The organism is Phycisphaerae bacterium (genome assembly GCA_017999985.1).
Lineage (GTDB): Bacteria > Planctomycetota > Phycisphaerae > UBA1845 > Fen-1342 > JAGNKU01.
Map to the genome: position 1 here is coordinate 49,539 of JAGNKU010000010.1, position 24,355 is coordinate 73,893.

Consider the following 24,355-nt stretch of genomic DNA (forward strand, 5'->3'; position numbering starts at 1 on the left):
TCCTCGCAGGCCGCCGCCGTGGGGGTCGGGTTAATTGACCGGGTTGGGCGGCGGTTGATTGGTCAGCACTGCGATCACGTTTTGCGCTACCATCTGCGACATCTTCTGGCGCGTCGCCGTGGCCGCGCTGCCGAGGTGGGGGAGCAGCACGACGTTGGGCAGTTCGGCCAGCCCGGGGGTCAGCCGCGGTTCGTGCTCGTACACATCGAAGCCGGCGGCGGCGATGCGCTTGTGACGCAGCGCCTCCACGAGCGCGGCCTCGTCGACGACCGGGCCGCGCGCCGTGTTGATCAGGATCGCGGTCGGCTTCATCGCGGCGAACTCGGCCGCGCCAATCATGTGCCGTGTCTGCGGCGTAAGCGGCACGTGGATGCTCAGCACGTCGGCGGCGGCAAGGGCGTCGCTCAAGGGGACGCGCTGCGCGCCGAGGCGCTCATCGAGCAGCGGGCTGGGCTTGTCATCCACGTACACCACGCGCATCCCGAAGCCCTGCGAGCGCAGGCCGACCGCCGTGCCGATCCGCCCGCCGCCAATCAGCGCCAGGGTGGCGCCGGTCAGTTGCAGCCCGAGCAGTTGCATGGGGGCCCAGCCGGTCCACAGCCCCGCGCGAACCAAACGGTCGCCCTCGACGACGCGGCGGGCCACGGACAGGATCAGGGCCCACGCGAGATCGGCCGTCGCGTCCGTGAGCACGCCGGGTGTGTTCGTCACATGCACCTGCCGTGCCGTGCAGGCCGGTACGTCGATGTTGTCGAATCCGACCGCGAAGTTGGCGACGATGCGCAGCGAGGGGCCCGCGGCCGCGAGCAACTCCGCATCGACCCGCTCGCTGAGCATGGTGACGAGGGCGGCGGCGCCGGGCACGCGCTCCAAAAGCGCAGCACGGGTGGGCGGATCGTCCTGGTCGAAGACGTCGACGAGGAAGCCCGCGTTGCGCAGCAGCTCCAGGGCCGGCGGCGGCACGCGGCGCGTGATCAGCACGCGGGGTTTGCTCATCGGTCATCCTCCGGCGCCCAACACGCCTGCACGCACGGGTGCGGGGCAACGCGTCGCACGGATCGCCTGCGGCGCGTGGCCGCGGCGGGGCACTACCTGGTCTTGAAGTAGATCTGCACCGACTCGCTCTTGTCGGCCGAGAGCGTCAGGACCAGGAGGTACTCGACGCCCGGCACGAACGCGACCCGGTCGACCGTCTTGTCCTTCTTGTCGAGGATCTTGAAGTCGGGGCCGAGGTTGCCCAGGTCATAATCGACGTTGGGCTTCATCTGGGCTTCGCTGTCCTGCCGGGCCGCGTAGATGACATAGTCGGGGATGTCCGAGAAGTCGGCCTCGAACTTCTGGTGGACCTGCATCGTCACGGACTTGATGAAGCCGAACTTCTTCGGCTCGATGATCTCGTAGCGGAAGACCGGCGAGGTCGAGGCTTCCTTGTTGATCACGAACGGGGCGTAGCCGCTGAGGCCTTTCCGCAGCGTGCTCTGCTTGGCCTGCTCGCCATCGAGAAAGACCCGCAGGTTGCTGTCCTTGCGGAAGAGATTCTTGGTGACGTTGAAGCCGGTGGAGGCGCCGCTCGTCGCGCTGCACCCGCTCGCCAGCACCATGCCCACCAGTACCGTCGTCGCGGCAATCAATCGCGTCATCATCGGTGAATACCTCGCTGCCGAACACCTGGAACACCGGCGAGACGCCATCCGTAGGCCCGCCGGAACGCGAACCACACCCTGAGGGCCTGTTAGTGTAGCCGCCCCGCCGGGTACGACAAGCCCCGCGCCGCCCGCTGGCTACCGCCATCCGGCGGCCTCAACCGCGCGTGCCGCCCCGGCCACGTCCTCGAGGAGGCGCTGCTCAGCCGGGCTCAGCGTGACGTCCCGCCGCCCCATGACCGTGCGGGCGATGTGCACAGCCTTGTCCACGCGGCATTCCGTCATTCCGGCGTCCGTCAGCCACGCGAAGGACGGGACAAATTTCGGCACGGCGCTCGTCGCGAACACGTGCGACGCGACGCCGATCACGCACCCGGTCGGCAGGATCGTGCCGATGCCGGTCTTGCTGTGATCGCCGATGAATGAGCCGATGAAGCACTGCCCGGTTTCCACGCCAACGCCGTTGAGGCTGACCCGGATGGTGCCGTAGGTATTCTTGAGGTCGCTGGTGATCGTGCCGGCCCCGATGTTGACCCACTCCGCGACGAAGCTGTGGCCCAGGTAGCCTTCGTGCTGCTTGTTGGCATAGCCCTGGAAAATGCAGCCCGAAATCTCCCCGGCCACGCGGCACATCGGTCCGACCGTCGTCCCCGGCCGCAGCGTCGCCCCGGTCCGCACGATCGAGCCCGGACCGATGTAGCCGGGGCCCTGGATGACGGCATTCGCCTCGATCAGCACATCGCGCTCGATGTAGACCGGCCCATCCTCGGCATCCAGCACGGCGCCCGGCTTGATCCGCGCACCACGCCCGAGATGGATCTGGTCGGCGTGGACCAGGTGTGCACCGGGGTAGATCTCCCCCTCATGCTCGCCGCCGTTGCGGCACTGCCGGCGCAGCTCGCCCGCATTCGCGAGGACGAGGTCCCACGGGTACTCGAGCAACCGAACCACGGCCGGCAGGGGCGCCGGCCGCAGGCGCGTCGCCCACTCGCCGAGGGCGGCGGGGTCCCGGAGGATCGCCGGCGTGAGCTGGTTGAGCTCGGCGGCCGCGACGCTGCAGGCCACCAGCTCGCCGTTGTAACGCCAGGCGCAACCCGGCGGCGGCGGCGCGATGTCGCCGGAGACCAGCGCCCGCGCGTTCAGCAAGCACCAATCGGCGGCGGGCTCCGCTTGCTCCAGCGGGCAGCGTTCGGCGACCACGTCGGTGAGGGGGGCGCGGACGAAAGTCCGGGCAAGCCGACCGCGGACATGGCTGCGGACCTTGTCGATCAACCGGTCGCGGCCGCAGCGCAACTCGAAGGCGGGGCGCAGCCACGTCAACGGCAGGAGCCGCCTGTATCCGTCGTCCTCGAACAAGGCGATGTTCATTTTGTAGGCCCTGCGAGCACGTCTCTCCGCCGTGCGCGGCCGGCGCCTGCAATCGCCCGCGCCGGCCGAGCCCGTTGCGTCGGCTAAATACACTATCGGCGTCCCGGACCCGCCCGTGGAACCCGCTAAAACGGGGCAGGTCCGCCTTCGGCTCGCCCGAATGTTAGCGGGACGCTACACTTTCGGCCATGTCCATTCCGCGCACGGCCCAGCCGGTCAAGCTCTTCGCCGGGCTCCTCAGCGGCGACCTCGACTTGTTGCGCCGGGCGCGGCAGTTGCTGGCCAGGCGTTTCGGGCCGGTCGATCTGGAAAGCGACATTTGGCCGTTTGATCACACGGACTATTACGCCGCGGAGATGGGACCGGGCCTGCAACGGTGCTTTTATGCGTTTAGGCCGCTGGTGAACCCGGACCGGCTGGTGGAGATCAAGCACGAGACCAACGCGCTGGAGCTGGAGATCGCCGAGCAGTGTCTGCTGTCGGATATCCCGCGTCCGGTAAACATTGACCCTGGCTACCTGGACCTGACGAAGCTGGTGCTGGCGACGACGAAGGACCGCGGGCACCGCGTCTACCTTGGGCACGGTATCTACGCGGAGGTCACACTCCAGTATGCCCGCAACGCGTGGCAGACCTTCCCGTGGACGTACCCGGATTACGCCCAGCCGGACTATCACGCATTCTTCCTGAAGCTGCGCGAACTGTATCGGCAACAGCGCGCGTCGGCGCCGCCGGCGGAATCGGCGGCCACGGGGGCCGCATGAGTCGCGTCGCGCTGCTCGCGGTGCTCGCCGGCGCCACCCTGGCCGTGCTCGTGTTGTCGGCAGTGCTGACGGTCGTCGCACGGAAGGTGGCGCTGCGCATCGGCTTCGTGGACCGTCCCGGCGGGCACAAGTCGCACAAAGAGCCCACGCCGTACGCCGGCGGCTGCGCGATCTTCGTGTCGGTGCTGCTGGCGCTGGGCGGGGCGCTGCTGCTGGCGGCCGTCGTACCGCCGGCGTGGCTGGAGGACACCTTCGGCGAGACGCTCCGCGCGTACGTGGGCGGCATGCGCGAGAAGAGCGGGCAGTTGCTCGCGATTCTGGCTGGGGCATTGGCGCTGCACGTACTGGGCCTGTGGGACGACAAGCACCCCCTGCCACCGGTGCGGAAGTTGCTGGCGATCATCGTCGTCGCGTTGTTCGTGGCGGTGGTGGGGCGGGTGCGGGTGGCGGAATTCTGGGGCGTCGAGGCCTCGGTGACGCTGACGACGGTGTGGTTCATCGTGATCGTCAACGCGTTCAACTTCCTGGACAACATGGATGGGCTCAGCGCCGGCGTGGCGGCAATCGGGCTCTTCTTCTTCGCGGCGTGCGGATTGATGGCCGGGCAGGTGCTGGTGCCGGCCCTGGCCTGCGTGGCCCTGGGTGCGATCGGCGGCTTCCTGATTTTCAATTTTCCGCCGGCGCGCATCTTCATGGGCGACGCGGGCAGCCTGGTGGCGGGCTACCTGCTGGCGTGCGTGTCGGTGTTGACGACGTACTTTCAGAGCGGCCACGGTGCGCCGCCGTACGCGCTGGCGATGCCGCTCGTGATCCTGGCGATTCCGCTGTATGACTTCTCCAGCGTCGTAATCATCCGGCTGCTCGAGGGGCGCAATCCGATGAAGGGCGATCAGCGGCACTTCTCGCACCGGCTGGTCGAGCGTGGCCTGTCCCGGCGGTTCGCCGTCCTCACGATCTACCTGGCCGCGGCCACCACCGGCCTGACGGCCACGCTGCTGCCGGGGGCGGACCTGCGGCGAACCGTGACCCTGGGCGTCATCGTACTGATGGTGCTGGCGATCGTTGCCATCCTGGAAGCCCCGTTGCGCAAGAAGCCATGAAGAGCGCCGCCCGCCCCATCGCGGCCGCCGTCCCGGAACCTGCTGCGTCGTGGGTGGACCGCGCCCTGTTCTGGGCATTGCTGGCGCTACTGGGGGCGCGTCCGCTGCTCAGCGAGACGTTCGAACCCCTCCAGGTCTCGTTTCTGACGGCGCTGGAGGTGAGCGGCGGACCGACACCCGCGACGACCGCGGTGCTAGACAGCCTGCTGCTCGCGGCGGCGGCGTGTGCGCTGGCTCGCACGCGGCGAGGATGGGGCGGGGCCATCGCGCTGGGCGTCACCCTGTTGACGATGGCCGTGATCGTATCGTCGTGTGTGGCGGGCGAGCGGACGCTGGCGCTGCTGGCGGGGGCCGATCTTGTGGCGCTGGTGTTGGGAGGTGCGGCGCTTGTCAGGCTGGCGCGGGCCCGGTGGATGGCGACACTGCTGGTGGCCGTGCTGCTGGCGACGGGGATCACGACGGCCATCAAGTGCGTGAGCCAGGCCCTGTACGAAAACCCGCAGACGCGCGCACGCTGGGAGACCGTCTACAAGCCGGCCCTGCTGCGCCAGGGCTTCGACCCGCAGGATCCGCTGTTCATTAACTTCGAACGCCGGATGCAGGCCGGAGAAGCGTACGGCTTTCTCGGCCATCCGAACATCACCGCCTCGGGCCTCATGATGTGGCTGCTGGCGACCGGCGGGGTGCTGGGCGGCGCGCTGGGGCGGCGGCCGCTGCGCAGCGTGGCGGGCCCGGCCGTGGCGAGCGCAGTGTTGTGCGCGTCAGTTGCCGGCGCGCTGTGGCTGACCGGCAGTCGCGGCGCGGCAGTCGCGGCGGCAGGCGGGGTGCTGCTCCTGCTGTGCCTGGGCATGTGTGCGGCGTGGGTGGCGCGGCACGCGCGGGCCGTATTGCTGGTGGCGCTGGCGGGTTACGCGGCGCTTGTGGGCGCCGGGGTCGCGTACGGGCTCCAGCGTGGCACACTGCCCGGGGCATCGCTCGCGTTTCGCTGGTACTACTGGACGGCTGCGGCCCGGGCGATCCAGGACGTGCCGCTCACCGGACTTGGACGTGAGAATTTCGCGGAGGCTTACACGCGCTACAAGCCCGCTGAAAGCACGGAGGAAGTGCGGAACCCGCACAATCTGTGGGTGGGGCTCTTGGTCGAGCTGGGGCCGCTGGGACTGGTAGCCGGCATCGTCCTGTGTGCCGGCGTGGTGCTCGCGAGTATGCGCGCCCTTGCCCCGCCCGCCGCGGACCAACCCGCGGCGGGCGGCGTGACCGCGGGCCGCTGTGTGCCCGTGGTGGCGAGCGTGCTGTTGGTGCAGGCAGTCGCGTCGGCGACACCATTTGGCGCGCCGGGCGTCGCGCTGGTCTGGGGCCAGGAAATCGCCGCGGTGTGGACGCTGGCGCTGCTCGTGGCGCTGTGGCTGCTCGATGTCGTCACGCGCGCGCCGAACGGCCGGGCGTGGCTGGTGGCCGGGCTGTGTGCCGCGCTGCTCGCGGCGCTGGTGCATGGGCTGGTGGACTTCGCCCTGCTGACGCCGGCCGGACTCGCCGTGGGCGTCCTGTGCGCGGCAGGCGCGGTGACGCTGGGAGGCGCCCGGACCGCGGCGGCCGTCCCGGTGGAGTCAGCGCGCACCTGGCGCGGACACGTGCCGTGGTTGTTGGTTGGCGGCATGACCGTGGCACACGTGCTATTTGTTGTCTGCCCAAGCGTGGCGACGGTGAGCGCCCTGAATGCGCTGGATGCAGCCTTGCGCAGTGGCCGGGCAGACGCGATCCCGGCCGCCGCGGCGCGCGCGGCCGCCGTGCCCGGCGGTGGCTCGACGGCGGCACGCAGCGCAGCGCGTGCCATGCTGCAGCTCAGTCACGCGGCGCCGCCGGAGATCGGCCGGCGGCAAGAATGGGCGCGCCAGGCGCAGGAGTATGCCCAGATTGCATGTGCGCGTAATCCGCGTGATCACACCAGCCAGGCGGTCCTGGCCGGGATCCACGAGGAACTGGGCCGGTTGTACGGCGAGTCTGGGGCGCGGCAAGGCTCGTTGGACGCCTGGTCCGAAGCCGCGGCGGCGTGGGAACGGGCCGTGTCGCTATACCCGACCAGTCCGCGACTGCGGATCTCGGCGGGCAAGGCCTGGCTCGCGGTGGGGCGGGCGACGGGGACAGCCCTCGCCGCCGAGCGCGCGCGCGGCCATTTCAGGGAGGCACTCCGCATTGATGACCTCTGGCCCTCATACGAGGTCATGCGCCTGCGCCCGGCGGAGCGGGAAGCCACGCAACGGTTACTCGACGAGCCGGGACCGGAGAGCGCCTCGGACACGCGCCCGACGACGGCCAACACGGACCCGGCGACGGAATAGTGGCCTGCCATGTCGCTCGCGCAGTATCAGCGCTGGTCGTGCAACTCCGTGTAGCCGCGCGCGAGGTAAGCGCGGCTGAGATGCTGCCCGATGTGGTCCCACGGCAGGCGCTCCGTGAGGGGGCGCTCCCGGTGCGCGTAGAAGGCGGGGTCTACGCCGGCCGTGGCAAACGCGTTCTGCCAGCGCTCGATCGAGAAGCGTTCGGTCCAGGCATCGAGCCGCGCGCCGCGCCGCCAGGCCTCGAGAATGGCCGGGCCGATTCGCCGATCGCCGCGCGCGAGCACAGCCTCGAGGATGGCCCGTTGTGGCGGCTGCATGGCCAGGCGCACCGCGGAACGCTGGGCGTGCTTGCGGGCCTGCAAGCGCCGCCGGACGGAGTCGAAGTACGCGGCGGGCGGCTGGGCCATCCACTGTAGCGGGGTGAACGGCTTGGGTACGAGCCAGGCGACGGACGCCGTCACGGCGGCGGGCGCGAGGCCCAACGCGCAGCGTTCGCGACTCACCGCGACACTCAAGTCGTAGATGCGATCGATGTCTTCGGGCCGCTCGTTGGGAAAGCCGGCCATGAAGTACAGCTTGATGCGGCTCCACCCGGCGGCGTACGCGGCGCGCGCGCCGGCAAGCAGGTCGGCGTCGGTGACGCGCTTGCGGATGGCCCGCCGCAGGTCGTCCGAGGCCGCTTCGACCGCCATCGTCAAGCCGCCCTTGCGGACCGAGCGGGCCATGGACGGGATATCCTGGAGCATCTTGTCGACGCGCAGCGAGGGGAAGCTGATGTTGGTCATGCGGGGCGCGAACCGGGCGTTGAGCTGCTCGGCGAGGGCGTGGAGCTGGGGATAGTCCGCCGTGGAAAGTGAGAGCAGGCCGATCTCCTCGTGACCGGTGGCCCAGTAGGCGGTCTCCGCGAGTTCCAGAATGCGGGCCACGCTGCGCAGGCGGAGCGGACGTTTCGTATACCCCGCGTGACAGAAGCGGCAGAGATTCGGACAGCCGCGCATGATCTCAAGGGCGATGCGGTCATGCACGGTGTTGATCCACGGGACCAGCGGCCGCTCGGGAAACGGCGCCGTCTCGAAGTCCGGCGCATGGCAGCGCTCGATGACGTCAGGCAGCCCCGGCAGCGTGGGCCGCAGCTCGGCCAGCGTGCCGTCGGCGTGGTACGAGGGCTCGTAGAGGTTGGGGGCGTAAACCCATGCAAAGCGGCGCGCCAGCGCGGGAATCATCGCCCGGCGCGGCAGGCCGCCGGCCTTGTATTCGCGAACCGCGGCGAGCAGTTCCGCGAACGCCTGCTCGCCGTCGCCGATCACCACCAAGTCGAGAAACTCGGCCAGCGGCTCCGGGTTGTCCGCCTGCGGGCCGCCGGCGATGACGAGCGGATCATCGTCGCCGCGCTCGGCTGCGCGCAGCGGGATGCCGGCGAGGTCAAGCAGATTCAGCACGCCGGGGAAGCCCAGCTCGTACTGGAGTGAGACCGCGAAGATGTCGGCGGAGCGGGCCGGCTGGCGCGTGTCCCAGGTGAAGAGCGGCAGGTGTTGGCGGCGCATCAGCTCTTCGGCGTCCCACCACGGGCAATAAACGCGTTCGGCACAGACGCCGGGTGTGTGATTGGCGATCCAGTAAAGAATCTGGCAACCCAGGTGGGACATTCCGATGGTGTAGATATCGGGGAAGGCGATGACGACGCGAACTGCGGCCGCCTCCCAGGCGCCGGGCTGAACGAGCTGGTTGACTTCGCCGCCGATGTATTGCGCCGGCTGCCGGACATGCGGCAGAAGCTCGTTGCTGACGCGGTCGGCGAGTGTGGGTTGCTGCATGTGCCGGGTACCTGGGTTGGAAGCGCCGCCGCGCGCGTCTCGCGGGACGGCTACGTGATGAGGCGCCGTGACGGGCCGGCCGGCGGCTCGGGTCGGCGCGGCGTGCCGCGCTGGCCGCGCGCGGCGGACGGGGCCGTCGTCGATTTTGGCTTGCGGCGGCGGGGCGGTCGCTCGGCGGCGGCGGCCGCTTTGGCCGCGGCGGCGCGCAGGGCGGCCAGCTCACCGGCGGTGAGGCGGCGCGCGCTGCCCACCGGCAGCCCGTGCAGCAGCAGCGGCCCGATCTGCGTGCGTTTCAGCTTCCGGACCGGGTGGCCGAGGCGCACGAGCATGCGTCGGATCTGCCGATTGCGGCGCTCGCGCAGCGTGATGCGCAGCATGGAGCGGTCTTGTCCGGCGTGCAGAATCTCGACCTCGTCGGCGAGCGCCTTGCCCTCCGACAGAAAAACGCCGGTCTTCAGGCGGGCCGGCAGATCGGCGGGCGCGCGGCCGCGGATCTCGGCCTCGTACGTCTTGGGCACGCCGTAACGCGGGTGCGTGAGGAGCTGGGCGAGCTCGCCGTCGTTGGTCATGAGGAGCAGGCCGCTGGTTTCCGCATCCAGGCGACCGACGGGAAAGAGCCGCGCGGGGAGGTCCGGCAGCAGGTCGACGGCGCGGGTCCGACCGGCGGGGTCGGTGTTCGTGCACACGACGCCCTTGGGCTTGTGCACCATGAAGTAGTCGGGGCGGCGCGGTCGCACGCGCGTGCCGTTCACGACCACGCGGTCGTGCTCCGGATCGACGAAGGCCGGCAGACTGTCCACTACCTGGTCATTGATCAGCACGCGGCCGTCGAGGATCAGTTCTTCGGCGTGCCGGCGCGAGGCGACGCCGGCGTCGGAAAGGAATTTCTGCAGGCGCACACGGCCGCCGGCGCCGGACTCTGGCGCGGGGGCGCGCGTGTGGCGTTGGCGCGGCGTCCGGGTCACGGCTCGCTCTCCGCGCGCTCGCTTGCGGCGGGCTCATTCGCCGGACGCACGTTCTGCACGGTCTCGCCAATTGGGCGTTCGCCCTCGGGCCGCTCGGGGGTGACCTCGGGGGCCGGGGCCCCGCCGAACTGCTCCATAATGACCGGCGCGGAGATGGCCTGGTCCGCGTTGAGCGCCGCGAGGATCCGCACGACGCCCGAGTAGTGCAGGCCGAGACCCCGCAGCCGGTTCGCGTCGTCGCGCACCGGCAGATCGGCGAGCGACGTGATGAGATCGACCACGCGCGGGGGCAGCACGATCTGTTCGGACATCCGGCCCCGCCGCTTCGCGAAGACCCGCAGATCATCCGCCCCATCCACGGTGTGGATCGTGACGGATTCGTCCGCAGGCACGTAGAACACGGGCGGCGTGACCGGGGCCCGGCTGCCGAAGACCGCGATGCGGGGCAGCCGCGTGCGTCGGACGTAGATCAGCGGCGCACCCGTGGAATCCACGACGTCCAGGATGAAGTTGATCTGGTCCTGGTCGAGGATGTGGCGGAACGTGACGGACTGAATGCTGGGATGGCCGCGCTGCAGCAGGGCCTCGTACGCGGCGATCCGGATGCCTTCGTCCGCGTCGTTGAGCAGGGGCGCGAGATGCGCGCCCACTTGCGGCGAGTTGCAGTCCCCAAGCGCGCGGATGGCCGGCAAACGCAGCTCCGCCCCCCCGGGCGCCGCGAGCGCGGCGAGTACCGGCAGCGCGCCGAGATCGCCGAGCCGCAGGCCGGTGCGCGCGGCGGCGAAGCGCAACGCCGCGTTCTGGTGCGTGTACAGCGGCTGCAGATCGGCGACGATCGTGCGTCCCAGACCCTCCCAGGCGGCCGTGACGCGCTCGAGGTCCGCGCCGGCGAGGGCGGCGGCGTTTAGATCGGCGAGTCGCTTCGCCGTCAGCGCCGGCTGATTGTCGAGGTAGAGGTGGGCCACCAGTTCACGAAAGCGGCTGGGGTCGCGCGCCAGCGCGGGTGGCGTGTGCAGCTCGAGGTAGCCGGCGCTGATGGCCTGCGCCGCCGCGGGCCGGTGCCCGAAAGCCTCGTTCACGCGCCGCTGAATCGTCTGCGCAAGCTGGTAATTCGGGCGCAGCAGCATCAGGCGGATCGGACGTTCCTCGCGCGAACGGCCGCCGCCGAGCACGTAGCCATGCCGCGGGTCCGGCGTCGGGTCGACCGCGTCGGGCAGGGGATTGACGAACACCGGCCCGGCGCCGTCGGCGAGGATCATGCCGGCCACGAGACCCTGGCCGCTTGCCGCGCGATCGAAGAAGCGCATCGCCGTCGGCAGCAGCATCCCGCCCTCCAGGGACTCGGTCGAAGTGCCCGGCAAGGCCCGCACTTCGAGATCGAAACGCGCCCCCTGGCGCGCCCCGATCGGCACGCGTCCGGTGACCTCCACCACCGCCGTGTCGAGCGAGTCGATCATCTCGCTGGCGGAGGGGCGCTGCTTGCGGGCTCCCTGGCCCGACGGCCCCAGCTCCTTCGACAGCAGATCGACGAGATAGTCGCGGATCACGGACGGGCAATCGCGGCTGCCGCGCCCGTTCAGGCCGACCACGAGCCCGAAACCCCGCAGCGGTTGTGCGTCGACGCTGGCCACCACGGTTTCGGCCCCGATCATGCCGGTTCGCAGCGCGTCTTCACCGACGGCCGTTTTGGGGGCCGGGGCCGGCTCGGGCGGCAACGCGCGCGAACCAAACCCCTCGCAGCCCGCCAGCAGCACCAGCGCCCACAGCCACCACGCGGCCCCCGGCCCACGCCGTCGCATCGGGTGCTCGACCAACTCGCGCTCACGCATTGCGAATTCCTTCATCGGGACTGCTGGCCGTCCCACGCCGGCCGCATGGCCGGACCTCGGCTCCGGCCGCACGGCGTCGCGCGGGACCGCCTGCACAGAGGTCCATCGCCACGCCCCGGCGGTAGTATAGCGTCCACGCGGCCCAGGCACATCGCCGGGCGGCTTGACCTTGCGGGCCGCAGTCCCCATCGTACGGCCGTGGCGGCGACGGCCTCAGGCGCGCACAGGGAGCGAGACATGGCAAAGGTGGCAGTGATCATACCGGCGGCGGGGGCGGGGCAGCGGTTCGGCGGGCAGGTGAAGAAGCCGTTTGCCCTGCTCGACAACCGGCCAATATTCATCCGGGCGCTCGAGCTGTTCATCAACCGCGACGACGTGTGTCAAAACATCCTCACCGTCGCGCCCGAGGACTACGACGTCGTGAGGGAGAAGTACGCCGCCAACATCATGATCATGGGGATCAAGCTCGTGAAAGGCGGCGCCGAGCGCTACGAGTCGGTGCGGGCAGCGCTCGCGGCGGTGGATCCGGCCGCCGAGCTGATCTGCGTCCATGACGCCGTCCGGCCCTGCGTCCTGGAGGCGTGGATCGATCAGGTCTTCGCGGAAGCTGGCAAGAGCGGGGCGGCCATCCTCGCAGCCCCGCTGACCGGGACCATCAAGCGGGTGGCCGAATCCGGCGTCGTTGACGCGACGGTGCCGCGCACGGGTCTGTACGAGGCCCAGACGCCGCAGGTGTTCCGCCGGGATCTGCTGGAAAAGGCGTATGCCGATCTGCCGCCCGATTTCCATCCCACGGACGACGCGGAGGCCGTGGAGCGGCTCGGGCACGGCGTCACGATTGTCCCGACGGACCGCCGGAACCTGAAAATCACGCAGCCGGGTGATCTGTCGCTGGCGGCGGTGCTCGTCAAGGAAATGGGGCGCAAGGCCAAGGGGCCGGCCCTGGGGGCGTTTGGCGAAGCCCAGTGGTAATGGTCGGACAAAAACGCTAAACTTATATTGGCCTAACGTTTGGTTGGGGCGGCTGGCCGCCGGTGCTTTTGTTGCGCCGCCGGCGTGAGTCGCGGTAATGGAGTCTGGCAGGCGACATGACGCCACATTGCCGGCCGCAAATGCGAAACACCGGACGGGTGTGGGGGGCGATGTCCCTGCTGAGTGGCGTAGTGCTGATCGCGGTCGGTTGTGACTGGCCGGAGCTGAAGCTCTGGGACCCCAAGCCGGCGCCGGCCGCGGCGCCGGCCCCTCCGCCGCTGGTGTTGGACGGGCCGGCCCCGGGGGCGAACGCGCCCGTGGACCTGGTTCCCGCGGCGCGCGGTGTGGGGGCGACGAGCGCGGAACGCGTGCGGCTGGATGTGGTGCTGACGGTGCTGCGCGTGCAGGTGCCGTCCGGCCAGCGCGCGCAGGCCGAGCCGATCTGGAACCACCTGCGTGAGGACGTGCTCGACGCGCAGTCGGCGCTACGATTGCGGCAGAACGGGATCCGCGCGGGTGTTGGTCACACGCACTGGTGGGACGCGGTGAAGGCCACGCTGGACGCGGTAGAAGGCGTGCATTCCCTGGCGCTCGACCCGATGCGCGTGCCGCCCGACTATCCGGTGGCGTTGGAGCTGGACACGCAGCCGCGCGAGCAGACGCTGTTCTTCGTCGCGGAGGACGGGGTGTTGACCGGTGAGACCTGGCCGCAGAGCCGCAACGTGCTGCGCGTGAGCTACGGCCTGGATCGCGCGCACCCGGAACGCGTGCGGCTGCTGATCGTGCCGGAGGTGCGGCAGCGCCTGGATGGCTGGCGCTGGGTGCGGAGCGAGTCCGGCCTGCTGCCGGCCCCGGAGTACAACGGCCGGGCGTTTGGGGCGGCGGCGATCGCGGCCGACCTGGCGCCGGGCGAATTCCTGCTGGTGGCGCCCGGGGAGCAGGCGGAGCTGTACGGACTGCTCGGGGGCGTGTTTCTGTCGGGGGTCGAGGACGGGGAGCACTACGACTCGTACGTGTTTCTGCGCGCGGATATGAACCATGTCGCCTACCGCAACTAGCCCGGCAGCGCCCGTGGGACGGCTCGACCCGGCCTACCTGGAGAGCATGTTCCTCAGCGCCGGTTTCGCGATCATCGCCTGCCGCGCCGATGGCGAGGTCGTAGCCGGCAATGCGGCGGCGATGAAGCTGTTCCGTTGCGGCGGGCGGCCGCTGGGGGGACCGGTGAGCGCGCTGTTTCCAGAGGCGGATCGCGCCGCGGTCGAACAGATGCTGGAGACCGTGCAGAACACGCTGGAAGCCATCGAGCTGCGGACGCATCTGGGCGGCTCGGAGGCGGACCCGCTCGAATACGCGGTGTGGTTTACACCGGTGCTGGAGGCGGACGGCACGCTGCGCGGCGTGTCGCTGTGGTTCCGGGACATCACGGAGCGCGTGCGCCTGCGCCGGACATTGAAGGAGCGCGAGCGCCTGGCGTCGCTCGGCTCGCTGTCACGGGGGGTGGCTCATCATTACAACAACCTGCTGTGCTGCATCGCGACCAGCGTCGAATACGCCATCAACATGAACACGACGTCGGCGATGCGGCGCGCGTTGCAGCGCACCGCGGACGCCGTGTCGCGGGCGGCGCACATCACGCGGCAACTGCTGGCGTTTGCGCAGGCGGATCATCGCGAGGGTGATCTCGCCGATCTCACCGAGGCGGTGCTGTTCTACTGCGACGAGAACGAGGAGCGGCTCGGGCGGTTGCACATCAAGCTGGTGGTCGACTGGCAGGTGATTCCGACCGTGACGGTGCGGCGCGACCAGGTGCTGCTCATCCTGAACAACATCGTCGAGAACGCGGTCGAGGCAATGCCGAGCGGGGGCACGCTGACAGTGACGCTGGCCCGGCGCGATGACAACAGCGTCTCGCTGAGCCTGGCGGACACGGGGCCGGGGATCGATCCGCGGCATATGGAGCGAGTCTTCGAGCCGTTCTTCACGACCAAGGGCGAGCTCGGGGCGGGCACGGGGCGCAACGCCGGGATGGGACTCGCGGTTGTGCACGGCTTGGTCGGGGAAATGCACGGGACAATCAGCGCATCCAACATCCCCGGCGGCGGCGCGCGGTTCGACATCGTGCTGCCGATTCGCCGGGAAGGGTAGCGCCGCCGGTTGACTCGTCGGGATCGCGGGGGCGTCTACAGAAAATGCCGCACCAGCGTGTGCAGGAGGTAGAAGCCCAGCGCGATCAGGCTCATGCCGACGACGATGTTGATGAACGTGAAGACGGTGGCGCGCGGCAGCTCGCCGGCGTGGCGGGCGCGCGTGGCGCGGTAGACCAGGGCGACGCACGCCACGAGCGGCAGCATCATCCACAGCCGCGCCCCGGACGGCAGATTGATCGGGTTGACGAAGAGCCAACCCAGCAAGTTGGTCAGATCCGCCAGCGTCATGGCCCGGGCTCCGCTTCGGGGGTCGGGGTCATTTCACGCTGAAACGTCGGCAGCCCGCCAGTCTGGGCCCGCGAGATCGCGTCCAGGATGACGAGAATGTTCAGCAGGCCGGCGGTCGCGAGGTAGATCTGGGCGACATCCGACTCCGGGAAGTACGACATGTACCCCATGCGCGTCGCCGTGCGCAGATAAGATTCATACTGCTTGCGCTCATGGTCGTCCGGACTTTGTTGATTGGGCACGCGACTCAGGCCCAGCTCGCCGAGGACGCGGCCCTCGATGGTGTGACTGACGGCGAGCGACGGCAGCGTGTAGCCGCCGACGCACAGCTCGGCGAGAAAGAGCCACCGATTGGTGACCACATTGACCGAGGGCATGATGCCGCCGAAAGCCAGCCCGGTCAGGTACGGAAAAGTAACGGCGATGAAGCAGACGATCCCAAGCCCGCGGTGACCCAGCACGAAATGGCCGGCCCCGGGGATGATCCAGCTCAGCAGGCCGACCAGGATCGATTTCGTCGTCGTGTCAGGCTTCTGCGGTGGCAATGCGCCGGCCTTTCGTGGTCTCGATTGCACGGCGCACCGCGCCGCGCGGGGCTCACTCCGCCATCGGGCAGCCACCGTCGCTGCCACAGCAGTGGCCGCAGCCGCCCGCGGGCAGCCCGGCCGCACATTTCGTCGGGGCGGCGTGCGCGGAGAACACGCTGAGCTGCCGCTCCACGTTCCGTTGGCCGCACTTCGGGCAGGCGACCTTGCGCCCGGCGGCCTCCGAGGGCACCAGCTCCTCGAATGTCGTCCCGCACGCCGGACACTTGTACTCGTACATCGGCACGTCGTCGGCTCCCGTCACATACTCGCCGGGGCAGTATAGGAGGCCCGCGAGGCGCCCGCAACGTCGGTGGCCCCTGTCGAATTGTCGCCGGCTGGGGCAGAATACGACCCATGATGGACGCCGAGCGCGAGCCCCGGCCTGGAACGCAGGCAGCGCCCCCGGATGCGGAGGCCGCGCCCGCGCTGCTGCGTCGCTTCCTCGGCCGCTTGCGCCTGGGATATCAACGCCAGCGCGCGCCGGCGGCGGCCGGGGCCGAAACCGCCGCGCCCGACGACCGGCTGATGACACTGCTGCTGGCCGAGGCGGCCGTCGGCTACGTCGAACTGGCGGCGGTCGCACATCCCCCACAGCTCGTCGTGCTCGGGCCGACGCAGACGGGGAAGAGCACGGTTGTGAACCTGTTGCTGGGCAGGCCGCTGGCGGAGGTGAGCCCCCTGGCCGGCTTCACCGTGCACCCGCAGGGTTTCTGGATCGGGGCCGCGGGCCAGGCGACCGACTGGCTTGCACACCTGTTCACCGGCTGGCGGCGGGTCGCCCCCGCGGAACTGACCCGCGATGACCTCGAAACCTATTCCGTGAGCCTGGTCGACCCACCGGCCGTTTCCGCGTCCGGCTTGCTGTTCGACACGCCGATGGTGTTGCCCCCGTGCGTGATCTGGGATACGCCGGACTTCGATTCATTGGCGGCGCGGCAGTACGCGCGCGGCGTGCTGGAATGCGCCGCGCTGGCGGACCTGTACGTGCTGGTGCTCAGCCGGGAGAAATACTCCGACCTGTCGGTCTGGCGGCTGCTGGAACTGCTCACGCCGCTGGGCCGGCCGTTGGTCATTGTGCTCAACAAGTCGACGCCGGATGCGGAGGTGACCCTGCTGCAGTCCTTGCAGGAGCGGCTGCGCGAGCGCGGGCGCGCGTGGGGCGATGTGCCGGTGATCACGGTGCCGTACGATCCCGCGCTGTCGGGCGGGGATGGGGCGGCGGCCCGGGCCGCAGTACCCCCGCTGCATGGTGCCATCGGTCGGCTCTTGGCGGCGCTGCCGCGGGGCGACGCCGCACGCGGCGCCCGGGGCGTGCGGACGCTGCTGCGGAAGCACTGGGATGGGTGGCTCGGACCGATCCACGCCGAGGAGGCGGCCCGGGCTGAATGGCGGCGCATGGTGGCGGCCGCGGGGGACGGGTTCCTGGCGGCGTACACGCGCGATTACCTGGAGCATCCGGAGCGGTATGACAGCTTTCGGCGGGCGACCGTCGAGCTCCTTGGGCTGCTGGAGCTGCCGCGTGTCGGTGGCGTGATGGCGCGTGTGCGGCAGGCGGTGACGTGGCCGGCGCGGCAGATCCTGTCCGCGGGGCGCGCGTGGTTTGCGGATCGCCGGCCGCGGGCCGGGACGCTGCACAGCCTGGGGGCCGAAGTGGCCGTGCTGCTGGATACGCTGGATGGCCTGCTGACAGGGCTGCGGCGTGATGTGGCGCGGCGCTGCGGGCCGGGTACGCCGGGCTGTGCCGTGTGGCAGGCGCTGGAGCGCAAGCTGGAGCAGGATGAGTCGGCGCTGCGGGCCGGTTTCGAGGCGGCGATCCGGGCACACCACGAGAATGTGACGGGCGAAGTGCGCGCGGCGGCGAATCGTCTGTATGCCGAGCTGCAGAAGAGCCCGGCCCGGCTGGCCGCGCTGCGGACTGCGCGGGCGACGCTCGATGTGGGAGGTCTGGTGCTGGCCATGAAGACCGGCGGACTAACGCCGCTGGACGCGGTCTGGGCACCGGCCACATTCGCGCTCACGTCGCTGTTAATGGAGGGCGTGACCGGGCTGGAGCTGGGGCGCGAAGCGCGCCAGCTCAAGGCGCGGCAACGCGCGGCGGTGGCGGATGGCTTCGTCGCCGGCACACTGGTGTGCACCTTGAGCGGTCTTGTGAATGATCTGGACCCAGCCGAACTCTTCAACGTCCCGGCGGCGGAGATCGAGGCCGCGACCGCGGCGCTGCGGACGTGGGAGCGCGGCGCGGGCGGATCACGTGCCGGAGGGCCGCCATGAACGCGCGGACTGTCACGACGAGCGTTGGGCCCGCGGACTTCACGGCGCTGCTGCAACGCGCGCGGCAATGGGCAACGCAGGCCAGCGCCGCGGGCTTCCTCGACGAGGCGGACCTGGCGCGCTTCGCGGCGGTCGAGGCGGCCACGCCGGCGGACCTCTTCTGCGACCAGCAGGCGCGGCCGCTCGTCGTGGCGTTCTTCGGCGGCACGGGCGTCGGCAAGAGCAGCCTGCTCAACCGGCTGGCCGGCGCGGCGATTGCGCGCACCGGCGTGGAGCGGCCAACGTCGCACGAAGCCACCGTCTATGTCCATGAGTCGGTGGCTCTGGCCGAGTTGCCGCCTGACCTGCCGACCGACACGGTGCAGGTGCGCCGGCACAGTGCGGACGCGCAGCGCGGGGTGCTCTGGCTCGACGCGCCCGACATCGACAGTACAGCCGAGGAGAACCGGCGCGCGGCGCTGGCCTGGTTGCCGCACGTGGACCTGGTCTGCTACGTCGTGAGCCCGGAGCGCTATCGGGACGACGTGGGCTGGCGCGTGCTGCAGCAGCGCGGCCACAAGCACGGCTGGCTCTTCGTGCTGAATCGCTGGGACGAGGGCGATCCGCAGCAGGCGGCCGACTTCGCGCGCATGCTCAACGAGGCTGGGTTCGAGCAGCCGCTGCTGCTGCGCACCTGCTGCCGGCCCGGCCGCGCGTTGCCGTCGCCGGATGAGTTTGACCAGCTTGCACTCACGCTGGCTGCGCTGCTCAAGGCGCATGGAGTCCGCGAGCTGACGCGCCTCGGACACCGGGCGCGGGGGCGGGAGCTGGCCGCGGCGCTGGAGGCGGCGCTGCGCCGCTTGGGCGACGAGGCCGCCTGGGCCGCGCTGATCGCCGCCGCCGGCCAACGCTGGGACATCGACGCGCTGACGATCAGCGAAGGCGCCGAATGGTCGATTCGCGCGCTGGCGGCGCGTTTCGCCGCGTCTGAGGGCGGGTTGCTGGTCGAGCTGCGCCGCGGGCTGACGGCGGCGCGCGGCACAGCCGCGGCCGGTGCGTCCGAGGGCGGCGCGCTGGAGCTTCAGGTGGACCGGGTCGCCGGGCAGCTCTGGGACGATTGGATGCAGGCCAAGCTCGCGGCGTGCTGCGACGCGCTGGAGCTTGCGCACCGGCGGGCCGGACTGTGTGGCGAGCCGCTGCGGCGCCGCCTGGACGAGGTGGGCGGTGCCCTGGGAGCGCAGGTGGCGCAGCATTTGCGCGATCGCCTGCGCACCGCCTTGGCGCGGCCGGGCACGGGTCTGACGCGCCTCGCACGGCGTGCTACCGGGTTCCTGATGGGCTTTCTGCCGCTGCTGGCGCTCGTCTGGGTAGCGTGGGCGGTGGTCGTTGGCTACTACCGGGCCGTGCATGGCACCGCGCCGTATCGTGGCGTGGAGCTGGCAGTGCACAGCCTGCTGGTCGTGGCGATTGCCTGGGCGGTGCCGTTCATTCTCGACCGGTTGCTGCGGCCCTCCATGGAAAGGACCGTGGGGCGGGCGCTGCGCGCGGGCCTGCGCGCGGCGCTGGATGATGCCGGAGCGGCGATCGTGGCGGCGGTGCGCGCGTGCGAGAAGGATGCCGCCAGCCAGCGTGCCGCCGGTCAGGCGCTGCTGACTGCCGCGCGGCAACTGCTGAGCGATTCGGCGTCTGTGCGCGCGCCCGTAACTGCGCGGCTGATTTCGCGGGTGGCGGACGCCTCCCGCAAATAGGCGCGGGCTCAGACCTGGGCGGGCAGGAGCATCGCCGCAATGTCCTCGGACGTCGCCGCGAGCTTGATGTTCCTGGCGGGCACGCCGACGACGGTCGCCAGGGCTGGCACGTCTTCGATGACGACCGAGCCGGCGCCGATGATCGACTCGTAGCCCAGCGTGACCTTGGGGATGATCGTGGCGCCGATGCCGATAAAGGTGCCCGGCTCGACCTTCACGCGGCCGGCGATGCGCACGCCCGGACAGATATGACTGCCCTCGCCGATCATCGTCTGGTAGTCGATGATGCAGCCCGTATTGAGGATCGTGGAATCGCCGATCTGGCAGTGCGCACAGACCACCACGCCGGCCGCGACGACGACGTTCCGCCCGAAGGTTGCGTTACGGGCGATCGCGGCGGACGGGTGAATCGCGTTGATGAGCTCGATCCCGGCGGCATCCACTTCACGGGCCAGGCCCCGGCGTACGCCGTTGTCGCCGATCGCGATGATGACGCCGGCGATGTCCAGCTCGCCGGCCAGGCGGGGCAGGTCGTCGATGGTTCCGAGGACCGGAAGGCCGTCAACGCGGCGGCCGCGGATGTTCGGGTTATTGTCGAGGAACCCGGCGACCTGGTGCCGGCCGGTCTGCAGCAGGATATCCAGGACGACGCGGCCGTGGCCGCCGGCGCCAAGGATGAGGACACGTTTCGGCGGACCGGGATGACGTTGGACGGTCAGCATGCTGCTCCTGGCCCCGGGGTCCGGTGGCTGTCGTATCTATCGGGTCGGCATGGCGTTGGGCGAAGGCGACGCGCGAAGTTCGCCGCCCGGACGGGGGCAAAACCCGCAAGCCGGACCGTCTGATCAGCCGATAACTTCTGCGAAGTTTCGCAGCCCCGCGCCCGGGAGCGAACCGCACGGCCCGTCGGGCCGTAAGCCCGGTGGCGGGTACTGCTTGGGCGCGGCGCCCGAAGTGTCGCGTTTGACAGATGTTTACGCAGGGGATTAGAGTGCCCGACCTGCGGGTATCCGTGCCTCCGTGCGGTCCGAGGCGCGGGTGCGCGCCACGTTCAGGTCCCTCCTCGGCGAGGGCGGATGGTTGTAGCGCGGATTCGGAGCAGCAGAGGAGTAGCCCATGCGGAACCGGCGAACGCTTGCAGTAGCTGTATACAAGCGCTGGTCACCTGGCCTGCTACTGGCGGCGCTTTGCGGCTGTGCGTTGGTCCCGCCAAACAGCTTCCTCGATCAGACCAAGGTCGGTCGGTTCCCGATTGACACCTACGAGGGCGGGATTCGGCGCGTCCTGAGCCCGCGCGAGACGCCTCCGGGCATCGCGGACGCCACGGATCCGACGCCGGATGATCTGGTCGCGGTGTACTCCGATTACCGGCTCGGGCCGGGTGACGCGGTCAACATTACGATTCAGGATTTGCTCACGAGCGGGCAGCCCTACGCGGCCGTGGTCGAAGTGAGCCCCCTGGGCGAGATTCGCATTCCGGACCTCGGGTCCATCAAGGTTGCCGGGCTGACGGAGCAGGAAGTCGAGCAGGAAATCACGGCCCGCCTGAAAGAGGGCGGGCTGCTGCCGCGTCCGGTCGTCGTGGTCATCACGCAGTTGAAACGTGGCCGGCTGTTCCACATTGTCGGCGCGATCCGCTCGTCGGGCGTGTATCCGATCAGTGAACCCGATCTGCGGCTGCTCGAGGCGATCGGCATGGCGGGGGACTCCGACGCCACCGCGCGACGTGCGTACGTGATTCGCCGTGCCGCGTCACCCGAGCCCCAGACGGCGCCGCCGACCGGTCCGGTCGACGAGGGTCTGGTGATTCCTCCGCCGGATGAGGAGGGTCTGCGGCCGGCACAGTTCATGACTCAGATCAGCAGCCCGCCGGAAGAGCCCGCGGTCGAAACGCAACCCACGAAGGACGAGCTGGTCGAAGTGCTGGCCCCCACGGAAGCGCCGGCGCAGCCCGCGACGGGCCAGCGACGGGAGCCGCAGTTCGAGCCGCTGGTGATCTTCGACCCCCAGACGGGGGCGGTGCTGCCGGCGGAGCCGGAGAAGGCGCCTGCCCCGGAGCCGCCCCCCGGGCCCGCCGCGGCGCCCGTGGCGGTGGAGGACGAGCCGCTGGATGAGCCGTTCGATTGGGACAAGACGGCGAGCCTGGGCCTCGAGCAGCGCGTGATCTCGATCGACCTGACGGCGCTGAAGGCGGGCAACCCGCGCTACAATATCGTGGTCCGGGACCGCGATGTGATCAACATCCCGGTGGACACCGGCGTGTTCTACCTGATGGGGGAAGTGAACCGGCCGGGCGTGTACGGGTTTGGCGGGCGTGATATCACGATCAAGCAGGCCCTGGCGATCTGCGGCGGGTTCTCGCCGATGGCGTGGCCGCAGCGCTGCGAGCTGATCCGGCGTGAGCCGGGCACGGACAAGCAGGTGATCCGGACCGTGAATCTCGACGCGATTTTTGCCGGACTGGAGGACGACTTCTTCTTGCGCGACGAGGACGTGTTGAACGTCGGCACGCACATTGTGGCGCCCTTCCTGTTTGTGATCCGGAACTCTTTCCGGTTCACCTACGGGTTTGGGTTCGTGTACGACCGCAACTTCGCCGACAAGGACGCGTACAGCAACCGGATCAACCCGGAAATCGTGGAGCAACAGCGGCGCGCCTCGCGCGGTTTGTCGTTCTGATGGTCAGGACCAGGCTGCATGGCGACTAACCCCGTAGCCCTCGCGTCGGAAACGCCGCGGATCCGCTTTGACCGCGGCGCGCAGCTCCGTGGCGCGCTGATCACGGTGGCCTTCTTCGCGGTCTTCTGGGACCAGCTCGACTTCATCCCGCCGGGCTACGGCGCGCTGGTGCATGCCTGGGTGTTTCAGCCGGACTGGAACCACGGCCCGCTCATTCCACTGTTCAGTGCCTACCTGGTCTATGAGCGCTGGCAGTGGATTCGCCGCAGCCCGGTGCGCTACGCCTGGTCGGGCATCGTGGTGCTGCTGGCCGGGTTGGGCATGTACCTGTGGTCCCTGTCCGGCAAGCTGTTGTTCGCGTACGCCGAGCCGCTCTCGATGATGATCACGCTGCTCGGGATCATCGTGCTGCTGTGCGGGTGGCCGGTGCTGCGGCACGCCTGGCTGCCCTGGATGTACCTGTTCTTCGCGATCCCGATCCCGCAGCGCATCTACTTCGCGCTGACCGACCCGCTGCGGCGCATGGCCGCGACCGTGGCCGCGACCGTCCTGGACGTACTGCCGGGCGTGGCGCTCGAGGTGCACCGCGTCGGCTCGAATCTGGAGTACAACTACCGCGGGAGTACCGGCGTGATCGGCGTCGCCGACGCGTGCAGCGGGATGCGGAGCACGGTGACGCTGTGCGCGCTGGGCGTGGCGGTTGCGTTCATGTCGGACCGGCCGCGCTGGCAGCGCATCGTGCTCGTGCTGTCCTGTGTGCCGATCGCGACATTCTGCAACTTCATCCGCGTGACGGTGACCTGCTGGTTGCACGTGTTCGTGGATCCCAAGTACGCATCCGGCCAATACCACATGATGCTGGGGCTGATCGTGATCCTGCTGGCGTTCGGGATCTTCAGCGGCCTGGGCTGGGTGCTGAATCAGTTGGTCGTGGAGGAGCCGGACACGGACGAAGCCGCCTGACGCCTGGAGGCGGCGGGACCGTGCCGGCCTTGCTCGAAAGTGATGGCCAGTTTGCCGGCGAAACAGACTGTCCCTGCGACATGGGCCGTGGTGCTGGCCGCCGGACGGACCGCGAGCGTGCGGTTCTGGGTCTGCCTGGCGCTGCTGGTCGTGGCGGCGGTGGGGCTGCAGACGGCCGCCACGCGACTGGGCATCTTCCTCCGCAAGGAGGCGGTGCCGCTGCGGACCTCGCTGCACGCGTTCGACGCGCGCAAACTGGGCCCGGAGTATGCGCTCAACGAGCCGATGATGGCGCAGCGCCAGCCGATGACGGAAGACATGGTGGACAGCCTCGGCACCGACGAGTACCTGCAGGTCTACCTGACGGACACGCGCAAGTCCGGCGGCGACCCGACCGCCATCGCCCAGCTCTTCGTGACGTATTACACCGGCAAGCCGGACCTGGTGCCGCACGTCCCGGACGAGTGCTGGCTTGCGGGGGGGTATGAACACGAATCCGAGGCGACGATCACGCTGCGCGTGCCGGGCGTGGGGGCGCCGGACGACGCGCTGCCGGTTCGCGTGCTGGAGTTCCGCGCGCGGCGCGCGGACCGGTTCCTCAGCGCGGGGCCCGACGTGGCGACCGTCGCGTACCTGTTTCACGCGAACGGCCACTACGCCACGACGCGCAACGGTGTGCGGGCGCTGTTGTCCAACCCGTTCGCGCGGTACGCGTACTACTCGAAGGTGGAAGTCACGTTTCTCAGCCAGTCCGGTGCGCGGGCGGACAAGCAGGCGGCGATCGACGCGCTGCCTGCGCTGCTCGGCAAAGCGCTGCCGGTGCTGCTGCGGGACCATTTTGATTTGCGTAAGTTCCCCGACGCGGCCCCGGCCGGCAGCGCGGGGCCATAAGCGAGGGC

Annotated in this window: 21 protein-coding genes; 11 read left to right on the forward strand and 10 right to left on the reverse strand. The window is 69.9% G+C overall.

Annotated elements, in window-relative coordinates:
* Positions 1–30: 30 nt before the first annotated feature.
* The 3 genes from KA383_14090 to KA383_14100 form a co-directional block, all read right to left on the reverse strand.
* Positions 31–996 carry a D-glycerate dehydrogenase gene (locus tag KA383_14090; GenBank protein ID MBP7747248.1) on the reverse strand — a complete coding sequence of 322 codons (966 nt, stop codon included), beginning with the start codon at positions 994–996 and terminating at the stop codon, positions 31–33.
* 92 nt (positions 997–1,088) lie between these two features.
* Positions 1,089–1,643, reverse strand: coding sequence for a hypothetical protein (locus KA383_14095; protein MBP7747249.1), 555 nt, complete (start codon positions 1,641–1,643; stop codon positions 1,089–1,091).
* Positions 1,644–1,781: 138 nt separating this feature from the next.
* The gene (locus tag KA383_14100; protein MBP7747250.1) at positions 1,782–3,011 is read right to left on the reverse strand and encodes a hypothetical protein; all 1,230 of its coding nucleotides are present in this window, start codon (positions 3,009–3,011) and stop codon (positions 1,782–1,784) included.
* Between the two features lie 188 nt (positions 3,012–3,199).
* On the opposite strand from KA383_14100, the gene KA383_14105 reads away from it, so the two are divergent.
* Genes KA383_14105 through KA383_14115 form a run of 3 tightly spaced genes read left to right on the forward strand, consistent with a single transcriptional unit; the run spans position 3,200 to position 7,214 of the window.
* Positions 3,200–3,775 carry a DUF4416 family protein gene (locus KA383_14105; protein MBP7747251.1) on the forward strand — a complete coding sequence of 192 codons (576 nt, stop codon included), beginning with the start codon at positions 3,200–3,202 and terminating at the stop codon, positions 3,773–3,775.
* Positions 3,772–4,875 carry an undecaprenyl/decaprenyl-phosphate alpha-N-acetylglucosaminyl 1-phosphate transferase gene (locus tag KA383_14110; GenBank protein MBP7747252.1) on the forward strand — a complete coding sequence of 368 codons (1,104 nt, stop codon included), beginning with the start codon at positions 3,772–3,774 and terminating at the stop codon, positions 4,873–4,875. Before KA383_14105 ends, KA383_14110 begins: the two co-directional genes overlap by 4 nt.
* Complete coding sequence (locus KA383_14115) at positions 4,872–7,214, forward strand: O-antigen ligase family protein (GenBank protein ID MBP7747253.1); 2,343 nt, start codon at positions 4,872–4,874, stop codon at positions 7,212–7,214. Before KA383_14110 ends, KA383_14115 begins: the two co-directional genes overlap by 4 nt.
* 26 nt (positions 7,215–7,240) lie before the next feature.
* Here the strand turns inward: KA383_14115 and KA383_14120 are convergent, their stop codons facing one another.
* From KA383_14120 to KA383_14130, 3 genes are all read right to left on the reverse strand, one after another.
* On the reverse strand, positions 7,241–9,028 hold the full coding sequence (locus tag KA383_14120) for a TIGR03960 family B12-binding radical SAM protein (protein MBP7747254.1): 1,788 nt from the start codon (positions 9,026–9,028) through the stop codon (positions 7,241–7,243).
* 50 nt (positions 9,029–9,078) lie between these two features.
* On the reverse strand, positions 9,079–9,927 hold the full coding sequence (locus KA383_14125) for an rRNA pseudouridine synthase (GenBank protein MBP7747255.1): 849 nt from the start codon (positions 9,925–9,927) through the stop codon (positions 9,079–9,081).
* 62 nt (positions 9,928–9,989) lie between these two features.
* Entirely contained in the window at positions 9,990–11,837 is a 1,848-nt protein-coding gene (locus KA383_14130; GenBank protein ID MBP7747256.1) for a flagellar basal body P-ring protein FlgI, read from the reverse strand.
* Between the two features lie 222 nt (positions 11,838–12,059).
* Between KA383_14130 and ispD the strand changes: the two genes are divergently transcribed.
* The 3 genes from ispD to KA383_14145 all read left to right on the forward strand — a co-directional run bounded on the left by ispD (position 12,060) and on the right by KA383_14145 (position 14,939).
* Positions 12,060–12,794, forward strand: a complete 735-nt coding sequence (ispD, locus tag KA383_14135; GenBank protein ID MBP7747257.1) for a 2-C-methyl-D-erythritol 4-phosphate cytidylyltransferase — start codon at positions 12,060–12,062, stop codon at positions 12,792–12,794.
* Between the two features lie 170 nt (positions 12,795–12,964).
* Positions 12,965–13,852, forward strand: coding sequence for a hypothetical protein (locus KA383_14140; protein ID MBP7747258.1), 888 nt, complete (start codon positions 12,965–12,967; stop codon positions 13,850–13,852).
* On the forward strand, positions 13,833–14,939 hold the full coding sequence (locus KA383_14145) for a PAS domain-containing protein (protein ID MBP7747259.1): 1,107 nt from the start codon (positions 13,833–13,835) through the stop codon (positions 14,937–14,939). Before KA383_14140 ends, KA383_14145 begins: the two co-directional genes overlap by 20 nt.
* A gap of 35 nt (positions 14,940–14,974) precedes the next feature.
* Here the strand turns inward: KA383_14145 and KA383_14150 are convergent, their stop codons facing one another.
* The 3 genes from KA383_14150 to KA383_14160 are packed head-to-tail and all read right to left on the reverse strand — an operon-like array spanning position 14,975 to position 16,060.
* Complete coding sequence (locus KA383_14150; protein ID MBP7747260.1) at positions 14,975–15,229, reverse strand: hypothetical protein; 255 nt, start codon at positions 15,227–15,229, stop codon at positions 14,975–14,977.
* Positions 15,226–15,774, reverse strand: a complete 549-nt coding sequence (locus KA383_14155; GenBank protein ID MBP7747261.1) for a hypothetical protein — start codon at positions 15,772–15,774, stop codon at positions 15,226–15,228. The genes KA383_14150 and KA383_14155 overlap by 4 nt, the downstream gene beginning before the upstream one ends.
* Positions 15,775–15,826: 52 nt before the next feature.
* A complete protein-coding gene (locus tag KA383_14160) occupies positions 15,827–16,060 on the reverse strand; it encodes a zinc ribbon domain-containing protein (protein MBP7747262.1) in 234 nt (77 codons plus the stop codon).
* Positions 16,061–16,170: 110 nt separating this feature from the next.
* On the opposite strand from KA383_14160, the gene KA383_14165 reads away from it, so the two are divergent.
* Positions 16,171–18,087, forward strand: coding sequence for a GTPase domain-containing protein (locus tag KA383_14165; GenBank protein MBP7747263.1), 1,917 nt, complete (start codon positions 16,171–16,173; stop codon positions 18,085–18,087).
* Entirely contained in the window at positions 18,084–19,814 is a 1,731-nt protein-coding gene (locus KA383_14170) for a GTPase domain-containing protein (GenBank protein MBP7747264.1), read from the forward strand. Before KA383_14165 ends, KA383_14170 begins: the two co-directional genes overlap by 4 nt.
* Before the next feature lie 8 nt (positions 19,815–19,822).
* Here the strand turns inward: KA383_14170 and KA383_14175 are convergent, their stop codons facing one another.
* On the reverse strand, positions 19,823–20,536 hold the full coding sequence (locus KA383_14175) for an acetyltransferase (GenBank protein ID MBP7747265.1): 714 nt from the start codon (positions 20,534–20,536) through the stop codon (positions 19,823–19,825).
* A 394-nt stretch (positions 20,537–20,930) separates the two neighbouring features.
* On the opposite strand from KA383_14175, the gene KA383_14180 reads away from it, so the two are divergent.
* The 3 genes from KA383_14180 (at position 20,931) to KA383_14190 (ending at position 24,347) form a co-directional block, all read left to right on the forward strand.
* Positions 20,931–22,493: a polysaccharide biosynthesis/export family protein gene (locus KA383_14180; protein MBP7747266.1), complete on the forward strand. Its 1,563-nt coding sequence runs from the start codon at positions 20,931–20,933 to the stop codon at positions 22,491–22,493.
* Positions 22,494–22,511: 18 nt separating this feature from the next.
* Positions 22,512–23,456: an exosortase/archaeosortase family protein gene (locus KA383_14185; protein MBP7747267.1), complete on the forward strand. Its 945-nt coding sequence runs from the start codon at positions 22,512–22,514 to the stop codon at positions 23,454–23,456.
* Positions 23,457–23,573: 117 nt separating this feature from the next.
* Positions 23,574–24,347, forward strand: coding sequence for a hypothetical protein (locus KA383_14190; protein ID MBP7747268.1), 774 nt, complete (start codon positions 23,574–23,576; stop codon positions 24,345–24,347).
* The last annotated feature ends 8 nt before the right edge of the window (positions 24,348–24,355 follow it).

Coding starts and splice junctions, on each gene's coding strand:
- KA383_14090 (MBP7747248.1), bottom strand. CDS start 996: ATGAGCAAACCCCGCGTGCTGATCACGCGCCGCGTGCCGCCGCCGGCC.
- KA383_14095 (MBP7747249.1), bottom strand. CDS start 1,643: ATGATGACGCGATTGATTGCCGCGACGACGGTACTGGTGGGCATGGTG.
- KA383_14100 (MBP7747250.1), bottom strand. CDS start 3,011: ATGAACATCGCCTTGTTCGAGGACGACGGATACAGGCGGCTCCTGCCG.
- KA383_14105 (MBP7747251.1), top strand. CDS start 3,200: ATGTCCATTCCGCGCACGGCCCAGCCGGTCAAGCTCTTCGCCGGGCTC.
- KA383_14110 (MBP7747252.1), top strand. CDS start 3,772: ATGAGTCGCGTCGCGCTGCTCGCGGTGCTCGCCGGCGCCACCCTGGCC.
- KA383_14115 (MBP7747253.1), top strand. CDS start 4,872: ATGAAGAGCGCCGCCCGCCCCATCGCGGCCGCCGTCCCGGAACCTGCT.
- KA383_14120 (MBP7747254.1), bottom strand. CDS start 9,028: ATGCAGCAACCCACACTCGCCGACCGCGTCAGCAACGAGCTTCTGCCG.
- KA383_14130 (MBP7747256.1), bottom strand. CDS start 11,837: ATGAAGGAATTCGCAATGCGTGAGCGCGAGTTGGTCGAGCACCCGATG.
- ispD (MBP7747257.1), top strand. CDS start 12,060: ATGGCAAAGGTGGCAGTGATCATACCGGCGGCGGGGGCGGGGCAGCGG.
- KA383_14140 (MBP7747258.1), top strand. CDS start 12,965: ATGTCCCTGCTGAGTGGCGTAGTGCTGATCGCGGTCGGTTGTGACTGG.
- KA383_14145 (MBP7747259.1), top strand. CDS start 13,833: ATGTCGCCTACCGCAACTAGCCCGGCAGCGCCCGTGGGACGGCTCGAC.
- KA383_14150 (MBP7747260.1), bottom strand. CDS start 15,229: ATGACGCTGGCGGATCTGACCAACTTGCTGGGTTGGCTCTTCGTCAAC.
- KA383_14165 (MBP7747263.1), top strand. CDS start 16,171: ATGATGGACGCCGAGCGCGAGCCCCGGCCTGGAACGCAGGCAGCGCCC.
- KA383_14170 (MBP7747264.1), top strand. CDS start 18,084: ATGAACGCGCGGACTGTCACGACGAGCGTTGGGCCCGCGGACTTCACG.
- KA383_14175 (MBP7747265.1), bottom strand. CDS start 20,536: ATGCTGACCGTCCAACGTCATCCCGGTCCGCCGAAACGTGTCCTCATC.
- KA383_14180 (MBP7747266.1), top strand. CDS start 20,931: ATGCGGAACCGGCGAACGCTTGCAGTAGCTGTATACAAGCGCTGGTCA.
- KA383_14185 (MBP7747267.1), top strand. CDS start 22,512: ATGGCGACTAACCCCGTAGCCCTCGCGTCGGAAACGCCGCGGATCCGC.